Raw genomic sequence first — 13,715 nt, forward strand, 5'->3', positions numbered from 1 at the left:
CAAGGAGAAAACCAATGCCCAAGCCCAAGAAGGGTGCCCGCTTCGGCGGGTCGGCGTCGCACCAGAAGGCGATCTTCGCCAATCTGGCCACGGCGCTCTTCGAGCACGGTCGGATCACGACCACCGAGTCCAAGGCCAAGGCCGTGCGGCCCTACGCCGAGAAGATCATCACCAAGGCGAAGGGCGGCACCCTGGCCGACCGTCGCGAGGTGCTGAAGGACATCCGCAACAAGGACGTCGTGCACGCTCTCTTCGCGGAGATCGGCCCGTCGTTCGAGGGTCGTGAGGGTGGCTACACGCGCATCATCAAGACCGTCCCCCGCAAGGGTGACAACGCGCCGATGGCGATCATCGAGCTGGTTCGCGAGAAGACCGTGACCAACGAAGCCGATCGCGCCCGTCGCGTGGCCGCCTCGCAGAAGGCCGCTCCGGCTGCCGAGGCCGAGGTCGTCGAGGAGGCCCCTGCGGCCGAGGCGACCGACGAGGTCACCGAGGCTCCGGCCGACGAGGACAAGAAGGACGCCTGATCCGTCAGGAGTTCTCGAACGAGCCCGCCACCCGCATGGGTCGGCGGGCTCGTTCGCTTTTATCCAGTACGCACTGAGGTGGAGGATGCGATGACGTTGCCCGAGAACCCCGGGGTCGCCGAGCCGGTCGAGGCGACGGCGCCGGCCGTTCCCTCGGAGGTGCCGCCGGGCCGGCCGGGCGAGGCGGTGCCGGTGCCCGAGCCGGTGCAGCAGATCGTCTCCACCCTGCCCGCCGAACCCGGCGGCGCGGAACTCGAGACGCCCGCCCCGGCCGTCGAGATGACCCGGGTGCGCCTCGACCTCGCGTACGACGGAACGGATTTCATCGGCTGGGCGCGCCAGCCCGGCCTTCGCACGGTGCAGGGGGTTCTGGAAGAGGCGCTGAGCAAGGTCTATCGCGAGGCGATCGTGCTCACCGTCGCGGGACGCACCGACTCGGGCGTGCACGCCGAGGGCCAGGTGGCCCACTTCGACACCACCGCAACCGATTTCGACGGCGCGAAGCTGGTGCACCGGATGGCGCGGTTCCTGCCGAAGGACGTGCGGATCAAGGCGGCCCGGATCGTGCCGCCGGAGTTCGACGCCCGCTTCTCGGCGATCCGGCGGCACTATGTGTACCGCCTCACCACCGCACCGTACGGGGCCGACCCGTTGCAGGCCCGCAGCGTGGTCGGCTGCCGCGGCGACGTCGATCTGGAGGCGATGCGCGACGCTTCCCGAAAGCTGCTGGGCCTTAACAACTTCGCCGCGTTCTGTCGTCGACGCGAGGGCGCCACCACGATCCGTGAGTTGCAGCGCTTCGACTGGGAACGGCAGGGCGACCTGCTGCTCGCGTTCGTCAGCGCGGACGCGTTCTGCTGGTCGATGGTGCGCAGCCTGGTCGGCGCGATCCTGGCCGTGGGGGAGGGCCGCCGGACTCCGGAGTGGGCCGGTGATCTGCTGAGCGAGACCGAACGCTCCAGTTCGGTGACGGTCGCTCCCGCACACGGACTTTCGCTGATCGCCGTCGACTATCCCGCCGACGGCGACCTGGCCGCCCGCAACCTGCAGACCCGTGAGGTGCGCACGGTGCCGGACGCCGAAGGCTGCTGCGGGGACTGACTCCGGCGCGCCGCGCGGAACAACGCGGGGCCGTGCCGCGTTGGGTCGGGCATGGCATTCGACGAACTTGGACGGTACGGAGTCTGGCTGCCCTTCAACGCGTTCAGCCCGGAGCAGGCACGCGAGATCGAGCAGCTCGGGTACGGCGCGCTCTGGCTGGGCAGCTCGCCGGGCGGAGAAGATCTGGCCGTCGTGGACGACCTGCTGGCGGCGACCCGGACGCTCACGGTGGGCACGAGCATCGTGAACATCTGGAAGACGCCGGCCGCCGAGGTCGCCGAGGTCTTCCATCGGCTCGAGGCCGCCCACCCGGGGCGCTTCCTGCTCGGCATCGGCGCGGGCCATCCGGAGGCCACCGCCGAATACAAGACGCCCTACGAGGCGCTGGTCGAGTACTTCGACGCGCTCGACGCCGCCGGGGTGCCCAAGGAGCGCCGCGCCCTGGCCGCGCTCGGCCCGCGCGTGCTGAAACTGGCCCGCGATCGCTCGCTGGGCGCGCTCCCGTATCTGGTTCCGGTGGAGCACACCGCGAGCGCCCGGGCGATTCTGGGCGACGAGACGCTGCTGGCGGTCGAGCACAAGGTCGTCATCGACGAGGATCCGGTGCGTGCGCGCGTCACCGCGCAGCCGCGCACCTCCTTCTATCTGGGCCTGCAGAACTACGTGTCGAACCTGCGCCGCTTCGGATTGACGGAGGAGGATCTGGCGCAGCCCGGCGGCGATCGCTTCTACGACGCGGTGGTGGCGCACGGCAGCGCCGAGGCGGTCGCGGAGAAGCTCGGCGCGCATCTGCGCGCGGGCGCGAACCATGTCGCGATCCAGCCGCTGGCCGATGATCCGCTGCCGACGCTGCGCACCCTGGCGCCGCTGCTGAAGTAGCTGTGCCCGCTCGGTGGTCATCGGGGTGGCCACCGAGCTCCGCCGCGGGTTGCTGGAGAGATGCTGCGGCATCGTCCTAAAGAACTGTTAGGAAGCGGACGGCACACTTCCGTAACAACTGTGGTCACCGACACACTGACTTCGATGGCGCGAAGCTGCGTCGAAGGAGGTAGGTCATGTCCACCACGTTGAGTAAGACGCCGGAGCCCGGTGGCGCTCCATTATCGGCGCCCACCAGCACTCGGCGCGCAATTCTGAACACGCTGAAGGGTTCTTCGGGAAACCTCGTCGAGTGGTACGACGTCTACATCTACACCGTTTTCGCGACCTATTTCCAGAATCAGTTCTTCGCGCCCGAAGACGAGAATTCCACCGTCTACGTTTACGCGATCTTTGCCGTCACCTTCCTGATGCGTCCGGTCGGCTCCTGGTTCTTCGGGCGCTACGCCGACCGGCACGGCCGCCGCTCCGCGCTGGTCTTCAGCGTGACCCTGATGGCGGTCTGTTCCTTCGGCATCGCGATCATGCCCACCCGGGAATCCATCGGTGTGGCCGCGGCGGCGATCCTCATCCTGTTCCGGTTGGTCCAGGGCTTCGCCACCGGCGGTGAATACGGCACCTCGGCGACCTACATGTCCGAGGTGGCGACCAGCGGCAAGCGCGGCTTCTTCTCCTCGTTCCAGTACGTCACGCTGGTCGGCGGACACGTGCTGGCGCAGGCGACCCTGCTGGTCATGACGGCGTTCCTGGACAAGGGCCAGATCCAGGACTGGGGCTGGCGCATCCCGTTCGCCATCGGCGGCCTGGCGGCGATCGTGGTGTTCTGGCTGCGGCGCGACATGGACGAGTCGCTGTCCAAGGAACACATCGACGCCACCCGCTCGGGCGCGGACCGCTCCTCGGGCTCCCTACAGGAACTGTTCGTCCGGCACTGGCGGCCGCTGCTGCTCTGCTTCATGATCACCATGGGCGGCACGGTGGCGTTCTACACCTACAGCGTGAACGCTCCGGCGATCGTGAAGAAGGCGTACACCAACGACGCCATGGTGGCGACCTGGGTGAACCTGATCGGCCTGATCTTCCTGATGTGCCTGCAGCCGGTGGGCGGCTGGATCAGCGACCGGGTCGGCCGCAAGCCGCTGCTCGTGTTCTTCGGCGTGGGCGGCGTGATCTACACCTATTTCCTGATCACCTTCCTGCCCAAGACCCACAACGCGTTCGCCTCGTTCGCCCTGCTGGCCATCGGGTACATCATCCTGACCGGATACACCTCGATCAACGCACTGGTCAAAGCAGAACTCTTCCCGGCGAATATCCGTGCGCTGGGTGTCGGTCTGGGTTACGCGCTCGCCAATTCCGCTTTCGGCGGTACCGCACCGGTGATCTACGAGGCCATGAAGAAGTCCGATATGGTTCCGCAGTTCATCGCCTACGTCACCGCGCTGATCGCGGGTTCGTTGCTGGTCTACATCTTCTTCCTGAAGAACAAGTCCGTCACCGAACTCGACCGCGAGGCCGGGCACGCCTTCGCTACGGAGGACGCGCCGCGGACTCCGGCACGGGTCTCCTAGGCCGGCTGTTGCCGATCGGATGGACGCGGCGTGACCTCGTTTCCGCACGCTGATCAACCGGCCGCCGCGCCGATCCGCCCATTATGGGAGGATCGGCGCGTGCGGCTTGCGGTTGTCGAAGATGATGATGGCGTTGGGGATGCTCTGGTCGAAGCTCTCAACGCTCGCGGCTACCGCGCCGAACGCAAGCGCCGCGGCAGCGACCTGCTGCTCGATCACCGCGGCTACGACGCCGTCATCCTGGATCTGGGCCTGCCCGACGCGGACGGCCTGCAGATCCTGCGCCAGTTGCGCGCGGTGAGCTCGGTGCCCGTGCTGGTGCTGACCGCCCGCAGCGACGAGCGTTCGATCGTGCGCGGCCTGCGCGGCGGCGCGGACGACTACCTGGTGAAGCCGCCCCGCATCGCCGAGCTCATGGCCCGCCTGGAAACCGTGCTCCGCCGGGCCGCCGTCGCGACCCAGCCCACCCCGCCGGTGGTGGTGACCGGGGACGTGCGGGTCGACCTGTCGACCCGGGTGGTCGAGGTGGCGGGCAAGCCCATCGCGCTCACGCCGAAGGAATTCGAGCTGGTCGAGGCGCTGGTGGAACGGCCGGGCTCCGCGGTGAGCCGGCAGCAGCTGATGGACCGGATCTGGGGCGACGCCTTCGTGGCCGTCTCGCGCTCGCTCGATGTGCACATGACGGCGCTGCGCGCCAAGCTCGACCGCCCCGGCCTCATCACCACCATCCGCGGCTACGGATACCGGTGGGGCGAATGATCCACGACGTCCGGGTGCGAAGGGAAGTGCGGTGCGGCGCAGGCTCCTCTTCGCGCTGACGGTCTTCGCGGCCATCGCGGTACTGGCATTCGCGGTACCGCTGTCGCTGACGTACGCGACCAGCCGCACCCAGGAACTGGTGCTCGGGCGCAACGGCGACGCCGACCGGTTCGCGACCATCGCCGATGCCGCAGTGGCCGACAAGGACCCGCGGGCGCTGATCGAGGAGATCGTCCGGTACCACGAGCTGTACGGCGAGAACGTGCTGGTCGTCGACGCGCGCGGGGCTACGACGGTCAATGCCGGGGTGGATACGACCGATCCGGTGATCGCCGCGGCCGTGGCGGGCGCGCGCCGCAATCTACGTCCGCGTCCGGTGCAGCGCCTGAATCCCTGGGGCAACTCGACCATGCTGGTGGCGCGGCCCGTGGGCACCGGGGTGCAGGTCAACGGGGCCGTCGTGATCGAGGCTTCCACCGAGCGGGCGCGCAGCGATATCGCCAAGGCCTGGGCGGTGATCGGCGCGGGTGGCGTGGTCGCGATGGCGGTGTTCACCATGCTCGCTCTGACGCTGAGCCGCTGGGTACTGCGGCCCTTGGCCGCGCTGTCGGACGCGGTGGCCGCGCTGACCGCGACGCTGCCGAAGCCGCGCAACGGCGCCGCCGCGCCGGTGTCGATCGCCCGGCACTACGGCGGCCCGCCCGAAATGCGGGCTGTCGCGGAATCTTTCGACGCGATGGCGCTGGCCGTCGCCGACTCCGTGGACGCGCAGCGCCAACTCGTCGCCGACACCGCGCACGCCATGCGTAATCCGCTGGCGGCCTTGGCGATCCGCCTGGACTCGCTGGAGCTCGACATCCCCGACACCGCCGCACCGATCTTCCGCCGGGCCAGCGCCGAGGTCGACCGGCTCACCGCGCTGCTGGACGGGCTGCTCACCCTCGCCGTCGCGGAAACGCCCACGGCCTTCGACATGTCGGCGCACGATCCCGAAAATCACTGCGACGCGCGTCAAGTCGTCGCCGATCGGGTCGACGCCTGGCACACCGCCTTCGAAACGGCGGGCATGGAATTGCGGGCCGAGGTGGTCCAACCGGCGGGCCGATTCGTGCGCGCCGATGCCATTCTCGCCGCCTCGGAGGCGGGCGCGGCGAGAGGCGGACCGGGGCCGCGAACGGACCACGGCGAGTGGGAGCCTTGTGCGGAACCCGCCGACTCGGCCGACGGCGAGACCGCGCCCGGCTGGGAGCCGCGCCCCGCTCTCCGCGCCACCGAGGTGGCGCTGCCCGCCGACATCCTCGCCCAGATTCTGGATGTGCCGCTGAGCAATTCGTGCCGCTACGCCGGCTCCGGCGCACACACCACCGTCACCGTCGTCGCCGAGCCCGGCTGGGTCACGATCACGGTCCGCGACGACGGCACCGGCGTCCCCCGCGACGAGATCGACAAACTGACCACCCGCTTCTTCCGCGGTTCCTCCGCCGCCGCGGGCGGCTCGGGCCTGGGCCTGCCCATCGCCGCCGCCCTGGCCCAATCTCGCGGCGGCACACTGACAGTCGAGCCCGCGCATCCGAGCGGACTGTCCATCAGCCTTCGTCTGCCCTCGGCGGTGCGCGCATGAACCCCGGGCGCGAGGGGCGTGACCTGTGCGCGACCCAGTATGTTCGCGGCAGTCTCGGTCGCCGCGAACATCGCTCCGGCGCAGTGGTTCCGAGGTCGCGCAGAACTTCCGCGTTCGATGGTCACCTATGTGCGACCAAGCGCGTTTGCGGGCACCTCCGTTCCGGAGCAGTGGTTCGCAGGTCGCGGATGATTCCCGCGCTCGACGGGGGTGGCTGGTGCGCGGCCGAGCAAGTTCGCGGCGGCCATGGCGACGGCGAGCACCGCCGTCCTCGCGCGGCGGCTCGGAAGTCGCGCGAAGCTTTCGCGCTCGACGGTGGTGGCCGGTGTGCGGCCGAGAACGGCGGCGGCGACGGCGAGCACTACCGTCCTCGCGCTGCGGTCCGGAAGTCGCGCGTGGCACCCGCACCTGACGCTGGTTGCTTGGTCCCTGCGCTCGGCGGTGGCGTGGCCTGGCGGTTCGGCGGTCGCGCATGATGGATCGGCGCGGATTCTTGGGGATGGCGGCCGCGGTGACGGCGGTAGTCGCCGGGTGTGGGGTCAACTCCGGGGCGGGCACGGTGCGGTTGGGCTCGGGGGAGCCGGGTGGGTTCTACAACGCGTTCGCGCGGCTGCTGGCCGATGTCGCGGATCAGGCGCAGACGGTGCGGATCGATCCGATCGATACCTATGGGTCCCGGACCAATCTGACGATGCTGGTGCGCGGGGAGGTGGATGCGGCGCTGGCGCTGGTGGACGCGATCGAGGGTGGCGAGCAGGTGCTCGCGCTGGGGCGCGTGTACGAGAACTATCTGCAATTGGCGGTGCGAGCGGACAGTCCGATCGGGCGGGTGGCCGACCTGCGGGGAACGCGGGTGAATCTCGGTGCGGTCGGGTCGGGTGCCGCTTTGACCGGTGAGCGGTTGCTGTGGGCGGCCGGGCTGGAGCCGGGCGCGGACGTCACCATCGAGCATCGCGGATTGCGGAGTGCGGTGGCGGCATTGGACGCCGGCGAAGTGGACGCGCTGCTCTGGGCGGGCGGTGTGCCGACCGGCGCGCTGGCGGTGCCGCGGCTGCGCCTGCTGGACCTGGACGAGTTGGCCGCGCCGCTGCGCTCCCGCTTCGGCCACGTCTACGACCGGGTGCAGATCCCGGCCGACGCCTACCCGGGCGGTGCCGCCGTGCACACCATCGGCGTCGCGAACCTGCTGCTGGCGGCCCCGAGCCTGTCGAACGCCGCCGCGGCCGCCATCGCGGACCTGCTGCTCACCCGCGCCGACGCGCTGGTCCCCGCCGAAGCCGCGGGCACCCAGTTCCTCGACGCGCGTTCCCTCACCGGCACCGGGTCCATCGCCCTGCACCCGGGCGCGATCGAGGTCTACCGCCGGCACCACGGCTGAGGTGCCGCCCGCCACACGCGGACAGTCGCGAGTCCGCCCAGGATCAGGAACGCACCAGGCGGGCGATCGCGTCGGTCGCCTCTTTGATCTTGGCCTCCGCCTCCGGCCCTCCGGCGACCGCGGCGTCGACGACGCAGTGGCTGATGTGGTCTTCGAGCAGGCCCATGGCGACGGCCTGCAGTGCCTTCGTCATCGCGGAGACCTGGGTGAGGATGTCGATGCAGTACTTCTCTTCTTCGACCATGCGCTGGAGCCCGCGCGCCTGGCCCTCGATCCGGCGCAGCCGCTTGAGGTAGTCGTCCTTGGCGGTGATGTATCCGTGGGTGGAATGATCGTGTCCGCCGGTTTCCGGGGTCGTTGTCACCGGTGTTCTCCTCGTCCTAGCAGTGGCCGGGTTGAATCTTCGCAGACGCGGCTCGTTCCGGTCGTGTGGCAATACCCCCCTAGGGTACATCTGGAATGCGGAAATGTCAGGTCCGCGGGGTGGCGGGCACCTCCAGGGCGTCGGTGAGCCCGTGCGGATCGAGTTCCGCCGAACTGCCGCGTTGCGCCAGGATGATCCCGCCGATCACCACCACGCCGCCGGCCAGCTGGATCGGCGTCACGGCCTCGCCGACCAGCAGCCAGGACAGCGCGACCGCGAACATGACCTCGCTCAGCAGAATCAGCGACATCAGCGTCGAACCGAGCCGGGCCGCGCCGGCCACGCCGCACAGATAGGCGATCACCGTGCTGATCGCCACGAGCAGGACCAGCGACAGCGCCGCCGGAATCCGATGATCGGCCAGCGTGACGGTGCGCGCGCCGACATGCGCCGGCAGCACCTGGGTGAGCGCGAGAATCCAGCTCGCCGCGGCCGCGACGGACAATCCGGTGCCCAGCAGCACGACCGGCCGCACCTGCGCCGTCACCCGCTCGGACAACAGGAACAGCGCCGCGTTGCAGACCATCGACAGCCCGGCCCAGCCGAGTCCCGGCAGGCTCAGCGCGCCCGCGTCGAAGACATCGATGACCAGCGCCGCGCCGCCGATCGCCAGGACCGCGCCGATCATCGTCGCCGGGCTCGGTCGCTGTCCGCGCACCGCCCAGTTCCAGCCGATCACCGCGATCGGCGCCAGGAACTGGATCATCAGCGACACCCCGACCTGCAGATACTCCAGCGACAGGAAGAATGTCGCCTGCACGCCGGTGATCGCGACGACCCCGAAGGCGAGGATGGCGCGGAAATGCTTCGTGCTCTCGCGCAACCCGGCGGGATCGCGCCAGGCGGCCAGCAGCAGCATCACCAATGCCGCGCCGGTGAGGCGGATCGCCAGCACCGCCCCCGGTGACCACTGCGCGCCCAGCACGGATTTCGCGAACGAACCCGAACTGGCGAAGGCCAGCCCGCTGCCCACGGTCAGCCAGATCCCGGCCTGTGTCCTCGTCACACGATCCACCTCATCCGAACGTCGAAACATCCCATCATTGCTCGACTTCGAACCTGGGCCGGGAGCGGGGTCGGTCCAGGGGCGCGCGCCATCGCCCCGATGCGGCGACCCCGGTGCGGCCGCCAGCCAGGGCAACGACAGAATTGCATGCATGAGCACGCATCCCCGGCCTGCCCTCGCCGTCATCGGTGGCAGTGGTTTCTACGATTTCTTCGACAACGACGCGACGCACGTCGAGGTCGACACGCCCTACGGCAAGCCGAGCGCGCCGGTCGCGATCGGCGAGGTGGAAGGCCGGGCGGTGGCCTTCATTCCGCGGCACGGTAAGCAGCACGAGTTCGCGCCGCACACCCTGCCCTACCAGGCCAACATGTGGGCGCTGCGCACGCTGGGCGTGCGGCGGATCTTCGCGCCGTGTGCGGTGGGCAGCCTGCGCGCGGACTGGGGGCCGGGCACGGTGGCGATTCCGGACCAATTGGTCGACCGCACCTCGGGCCGCCCGCAGACCTTCTTCGACGGCGGCGGCGTGCACGTCTCCTTCGCCGATCCCTACTGCGACGAACTGCGCACCGCCGCGGGCAAATCCGACTCGGGCGCGCTGACGGTGCAGTCGGGCGGCACCATGGTCGTGGTGCAGGGACCGCGCTTCTCCACCCGCGCGGAGAGCCGCTGGTTCGCCGGTCAGGGCTGGGACCTGGTCAATATGACCGGGCATCCCGAGGCGGTCCTCGCTCGCGAACTCGAAATGTGCTATGCCGCAGTCGCTCTGGTCACCGATCTGGACGCCGGACTGGAAGAGGGTGACGGCGTGCACGCCGTGGACGTGTTCGCCGAGTTCAAGCGGAACCTGGCGCCGTTCAAGGAGCTGATCCGCGGCGCCGTGGCCGCGGTGGACGGCGCCGACACCTGTGACCGCTGCCGGGTGCACGCCGGGGTCAGCCTGCCCTTCGAACTGCCGTAGCGGCCGGTGCGGCGCGCGCCGCGATCTACCATGTTCCGGTGAGACAGCCGGACGGCAGCTCGCGGCTCGTGCCTGGTGTGGCCCAATTCGGCTGTGCGGCAACCGGGTTGGCGGCTGTCGGCGGGCGCGAGCCGAAACGCGGGTGAACATGATGAAGGTGCTGGTAACCGGGGCGGCCGGGTTCATCGGAGCGCACGTGTGCCGGGAACTGACCGCCGCGGGCCACGACGTGACCGGCATCGATCTGCCGGTCGACGACGCGCGGCCGCGCGCGGGAATCTCCTCGGTGGACATCCGCGACGCGGTGGCGCTCGCCCCGGTGCTGCGCGGCATCGAGGTGGTCTGCCATTTCGCCGCCGCGACCAGGCCCGAGTGCGCGCCCACCGAGTACGCGGCGAGCAACGACGAGGGGACCGCGGCGCTGCTGGCGGCCATGGGAGCGGCCGGGATCCGCCGCCTGGTGCTCGCCTCCTCGGTCGCCGTCTACGGGGAGGGCCGCTATCGCACGCCGCGCAGCGGACCGTTCTTCCCGGGCGTCCGCTCGCGCGCCGACCTGGACCGCGGCCGTTTCGATCACCTCGCGCCGCGCACCGGCGAGATCCTCACCTGGGAGCCCGTGCTCGAGGACGCGCCGCATCGTCCGCGCGGGTTCTACGCGGCGAGCAAAGCGGCACAGGAGAATTACGCGTTCGCCTGGGGTCTGTCCACGGGTGCGGCGGTCACCGTCCTGCGCTTCGCCACGGTGTACGGCCCCGGCGCGCATTCGGGCCTGCCCGTCCTGTTCCGCGACGCGCTCGCCGCCGGGAACGGCCCGCGCGTCTTCGAAGACGGCGGCCAGGTCCGGGATTTCGTGCATGTCGGTGACGCCGCGGCCGCCACCGTCGCCGCGGTGCGGCGCGCGCTGCCCGGCTTCGTTCCGCTGAATATCGCCACCGGGCAACCGGTTACGGTCTGGGAGGTGGCCTCGGTCATGGCCGAGGCGGCCGCCGGACCGGCGCCCGTCGTCACGGGCCAGTACCGCCTGCCCGACGTGCGCCATTTCGTCGCCTCGACCGAGCGCGCCCGGCAAGCACTCGGTTTCACCGCCGCGATCCCGCCGCGCACCGGGCTCGCCGACTTCGCGCTGCCGCCGGGCGCGCCGGATCTCGTCGAATCCACGAAACCCGTGCCGAGTGACCGTTGAATCCCGCGGTACCCGGCGGAACCGGGCGCGCCCACTAGGCTCGCTGGCGTGGAGAACCCTTTGCGGCTCGAGGTCATCGTCGCCAGCGTGCGACCGGAACGATTCGCCCCGGTCGTCGCCGATTGGTTCGTGCACACCGCGCGAACCCGGCCCGAATTCGACACCGGCGTCCTCGATCTGCGCGAGGCCGGGCTGCCGGAGAACCTCACCGAGGGGCCCGGCAGCGCCCCGTTCCGGGCCCGGCTCGCGGCTGCCGACGCCTTCGTCGCGGTCACCTCGGAGTACAACCACGGCTACCCGGCGTCCCTGAAGACCGCCTTCGACACCGCGAAACACGAATGGCGGGCCAAGCCCATCGGATTCGTCTCCTACGGCGGCCTCTCCGGCGGGTTGCGGGCGGTGGAGCAACTCCGTCAGGTGGTGGCGGAACTGCACATGGTCTCGGCCCGGGAAACGGTCAGCTTCCACCAGGCCAAGCGCCAGTTCGATCGCACGGGTGCCACGCAGGACGGCGCCGCCATCGATGCGGCCGGCCGCCTGCTGACCCAATTGACCTGGTGGGCGACGACGCTGCGGGCCGCCCGGAACTCCATGCCCTACCCGGGATAGCCGGTCAGCGGCCCGGACCGGCGCCCTGCATCTGCCGCTGCCGACCGCGCGGATGCCCGATGTAGGTGGCCTCGCGCGGGATCGAGACCAGCGTCAGATCCACCTGGGCGGTGCCCGTGCGCAGGATGACGTGGTTGCCGATCGCGCCGGGCTGGTGCACCGACAGGTCGGGGCGGGTGGCGGGCCAGCCCATCGGATCCCCGGTGACGTAGATCGTGGTGACACCGGCGTGCGGCGCGGGCGCGAGCACGCCGTCGACCACGGTCGCGGTGAAACCCGCGTCGGACTGGTGGGTTTCGACGGCGATGGTGAGCCGCTCCGGATTGCCGACGGTCTGCACCAGCTGCTCCCACGCGTGCGCGCGATCGGTGCGGATCAGGATGCGCTCGCCGACGGCCAGCGCCCGGAACACCAGCTGCTGTGCCAGATACAGCTCGCCCGCCACGTAGACCGTCGAAATGCCCTGTCCGATAATACGAACCGCGACACCCTGGTTCTCCTCGTCGGAGCCGATCAGCTGGCCGCAGCCCGAGGACGGCAGGTGCAGGGCGCCGATCACGTCGATCGGGTACTCGGTCATCGGGACGGTGTCGTCGACGCCGGGCGCGGCCAGCGGCAGGTGCGCGAGCAGGCCGTCACGGTGCCGCCCCGCCATCGAGATCATGCCCTTGAGCTTGCTGCGCTCCGGCAGTTCGCGCGCGGTCAGCCGCCAGGCGGCGCCGATGCTCACGGTTTCCGCGGAGCTGCCCGGCCGCAACCGCACCGCCACGGTGGTGCCGCGCGAGGGCGCCACCCACAGCTGGGCGAGCAGGTCGGAGCCGAGGCGCTTGGGATCCACGGCCGCGCCGATGTTCACGGCGTTGCCGATCTCGGCGTAGCGCCAGCGATGGGTGAGATTGCGCGGATCGAAACCGGCGGTGATCTGCAGGACCGACTTGCGGATCTCCGGGGCGGTGAGGATGCGGGCGCTGCAATCGGCGTCTTCGAGCGTGCGCATGATCCGTTGCGTCGCAATGGTTACCGCGCGTGAGGCCCCGTCGGTGCCGCCGCCGCGCCGGGCCGAGGCCCCCGGGCAGGCGATGGCGTCGAAGCTGATGGCCAGCCAGACGGCGCGGTGCGCGGTGGCGGGCAGCGGGCCGAGCAGCGACTCGTAGATCTTGCCGGCGGGGGTGCCGGCCCGGCTGCGGTGCCCGTGGCTGATGATGTCGATGCCGCTGAGCAGGATGTCGTGCTGGTTGAGGCATTTGGCCAGCTCGGGCAGCGGCAGCAGGTGCGAGGCGTGCACGGTGGACGACGAGATCCGGGTGAGGCCGCCGCGCGGGGGCAGCACCTCCACGACGGTGACGACGCGACTGCCGTCCCAGTACAGGCCGAGCGAGCGGTCGTCGGGGCCGCGGAAATCGACGGTGTCGCCGATCTGGTAGTCGGTCTTGGTGAGGTAGCGCCACCAGGTCGCGATCCAGTCCAGGATGGTGCGCTTGGCAATCGGGATCAGCGGAATCGCCGCGGCCACAACGGCGATGCCGAGGGCGATCCACTTGTCCAGCCCGGCGATCAGCGCACCCAGGCCGAAGACCAGCGCGACAACCTGTGCGACCAGGAGATTCTGCAGTGAGATCCGGCCAAAGAGCGGGCGCGGACCTGCCCCGGTTGATTCGGCCAACTTCGTCCCCCAAGTACCCGATATCGACCGCTT

13 protein-coding genes are annotated in these 13,715 nt (G+C 70.2%); 10 read left to right on the plus strand and 3 right to left on the minus strand.

The genetic code is table 11. The features are described from left to right. Positions 1 to 14 precede the first annotated feature (14 nt). The 7 genes from rplQ to AB0I43_RS22375 all read left to right on the plus strand — a co-directional run bounded on the left by rplQ (position 15) and on the right by AB0I43_RS22375 (position 7,836). Complete coding sequence (gene rplQ / locus AB0I43_RS22345; RefSeq protein ID WP_356973839.1) at positions 15 to 527, plus strand: 50S ribosomal protein L17; 513 nt, start codon at positions 15 to 17, stop codon at positions 525 to 527. Between the two features lie 279 nt (positions 528 to 806). Then, positions 807 to 1,628 carry a tRNA pseudouridine(38-40) synthase TruA gene (truA, locus tag AB0I43_RS22350; RefSeq protein ID WP_356974112.1) on the plus strand — a complete coding sequence of 274 codons (822 nt, stop codon included), beginning with the start codon at positions 807 to 809 and terminating at the stop codon, positions 1,626 to 1,628. Positions 1,629 to 1,679: 51 nt separating this feature from the next. After that, positions 1,680 to 2,507: an LLM class F420-dependent oxidoreductase gene (locus AB0I43_RS22355; RefSeq protein ID WP_356973840.1), complete on the plus strand. Its 828-nt coding sequence runs from the start codon at positions 1,680 to 1,682 to the stop codon at positions 2,505 to 2,507. 176 nt (positions 2,508 to 2,683) lie between these two features. Next, positions 2,684 to 4,078, plus strand: a complete 1,395-nt coding sequence (locus AB0I43_RS22360; protein WP_356973841.1) for an MFS transporter — start codon at positions 2,684 to 2,686, stop codon at positions 4,076 to 4,078. Between the two features lie 99 nt (positions 4,079 to 4,177). Continuing rightward, the gene (locus AB0I43_RS22365) at positions 4,178 to 4,837 is read left to right on the plus strand and encodes a response regulator transcription factor (protein ID WP_356973842.1); all 660 of its coding nucleotides are present in this window, start codon (positions 4,178 to 4,180) and stop codon (positions 4,835 to 4,837) included. A 31-nt stretch (positions 4,838 to 4,868) separates the two neighbouring features. Continuing rightward, positions 4,869 to 6,458, plus strand: coding sequence for a HAMP domain-containing sensor histidine kinase (locus AB0I43_RS22370; RefSeq protein WP_356973843.1), 1,590 nt, complete (start codon positions 4,869 to 4,871; stop codon positions 6,456 to 6,458). 472 nt (positions 6,459 to 6,930) lie between these two features. Continuing rightward, positions 6,931 to 7,836, plus strand: coding sequence for a TAXI family TRAP transporter solute-binding subunit (locus AB0I43_RS22375; RefSeq protein ID WP_356973844.1), 906 nt, complete (start codon positions 6,931 to 6,933; stop codon positions 7,834 to 7,836). Between the two features lie 43 nt (positions 7,837 to 7,879). On the opposite strand, the gene AB0I43_RS22380 is transcribed toward AB0I43_RS22375, so the two are convergent. Both AB0I43_RS22380 and AB0I43_RS22385 read right to left on the minus strand, forming a co-directional pair. Beyond that, positions 7,880 to 8,200 carry a metal-sensitive transcriptional regulator gene (locus tag AB0I43_RS22380; RefSeq protein ID WP_356973845.1) on the minus strand — a complete coding sequence of 107 codons (321 nt, stop codon included), beginning with the start codon at positions 8,198 to 8,200 and terminating at the stop codon, positions 7,880 to 7,882. 106 nt (positions 8,201 to 8,306) lie between these two features. After that, complete coding sequence (locus AB0I43_RS22385) at positions 8,307 to 9,266, minus strand: EamA family transporter (protein WP_356973846.1); 960 nt, start codon at positions 9,264 to 9,266, stop codon at positions 8,307 to 8,309. A gap of 151 nt (positions 9,267 to 9,417) precedes the next feature. Between AB0I43_RS22385 and AB0I43_RS22390 the strand changes: the two genes are divergently transcribed. The 3 genes from AB0I43_RS22390 (at position 9,418) to AB0I43_RS22400 (ending at position 12,019) form a co-directional block, all read left to right on the plus strand. Continuing rightward, positions 9,418 to 10,227 (plus strand): S-methyl-5'-thioadenosine phosphorylase, encoded by an 810-nt coding sequence (locus AB0I43_RS22390; RefSeq protein WP_356973847.1) that lies wholly within the window; start codon positions 9,418 to 9,420, stop codon positions 10,225 to 10,227. Positions 10,228 to 10,378: 151 nt separating this feature from the next. Further along, the gene (locus AB0I43_RS22395; RefSeq protein ID WP_356973848.1) at positions 10,379 to 11,410 is read left to right on the plus strand and encodes an NAD-dependent epimerase/dehydratase family protein; all 1,032 of its coding nucleotides are present in this window, start codon (positions 10,379 to 10,381) and stop codon (positions 11,408 to 11,410) included. A gap of 48 nt (positions 11,411 to 11,458) precedes the next feature. Then, the gene (locus AB0I43_RS22400; protein WP_356973849.1) at positions 11,459 to 12,019 is read left to right on the plus strand and encodes an NAD(P)H-dependent oxidoreductase; all 561 of its coding nucleotides are present in this window, start codon (positions 11,459 to 11,461) and stop codon (positions 12,017 to 12,019) included. A 4-nt stretch (positions 12,020 to 12,023) separates the two neighbouring features. Here AB0I43_RS22400 and eccE read toward each other — a convergent pair whose 3' ends face one another. After that, the gene (gene eccE / locus AB0I43_RS22405) at positions 12,024 to 13,682 is read right to left on the minus strand and encodes a type VII secretion protein EccE (protein WP_356973850.1); all 1,659 of its coding nucleotides are present in this window, start codon (positions 13,680 to 13,682) and stop codon (positions 12,024 to 12,026) included. Positions 13,683 to 13,715: the final 33 nt, after the last annotated feature.

The organism is Nocardia sp. NPDC050435 (genome assembly GCF_040655395.1).
Lineage (GTDB): Bacteria > Actinomycetota > Actinomycetes > Mycobacteriales > Mycobacteriaceae > Nocardia.

Coding starts and splice junctions, on each gene's coding strand:
- rplQ (WP_356973839.1), top strand. CDS start 15: ATGCCCAAGCCCAAGAAGGGTGCCCGCTTCGGCGGGTCGGCGTCGCAC.
- truA (WP_356974112.1), top strand. CDS start 807: ATGACCCGGGTGCGCCTCGACCTCGCGTACGACGGAACGGATTTCATC.
- AB0I43_RS22355 (WP_356973840.1), top strand. CDS start 1,680: ATGGCATTCGACGAACTTGGACGGTACGGAGTCTGGCTGCCCTTCAAC.
- AB0I43_RS22360 (WP_356973841.1), top strand. CDS start 2,684: ATGTCCACCACGTTGAGTAAGACGCCGGAGCCCGGTGGCGCTCCATTA.
- AB0I43_RS22375 (WP_356973844.1), top strand. CDS start 6,931: ATGATGGATCGGCGCGGATTCTTGGGGATGGCGGCCGCGGTGACGGCG.
- AB0I43_RS22390 (WP_356973847.1), top strand. CDS start 9,418: ATGAGCACGCATCCCCGGCCTGCCCTCGCCGTCATCGGTGGCAGTGGT.
- AB0I43_RS22395 (WP_356973848.1), top strand. CDS start 10,379: ATGAAGGTGCTGGTAACCGGGGCGGCCGGGTTCATCGGAGCGCACGTG.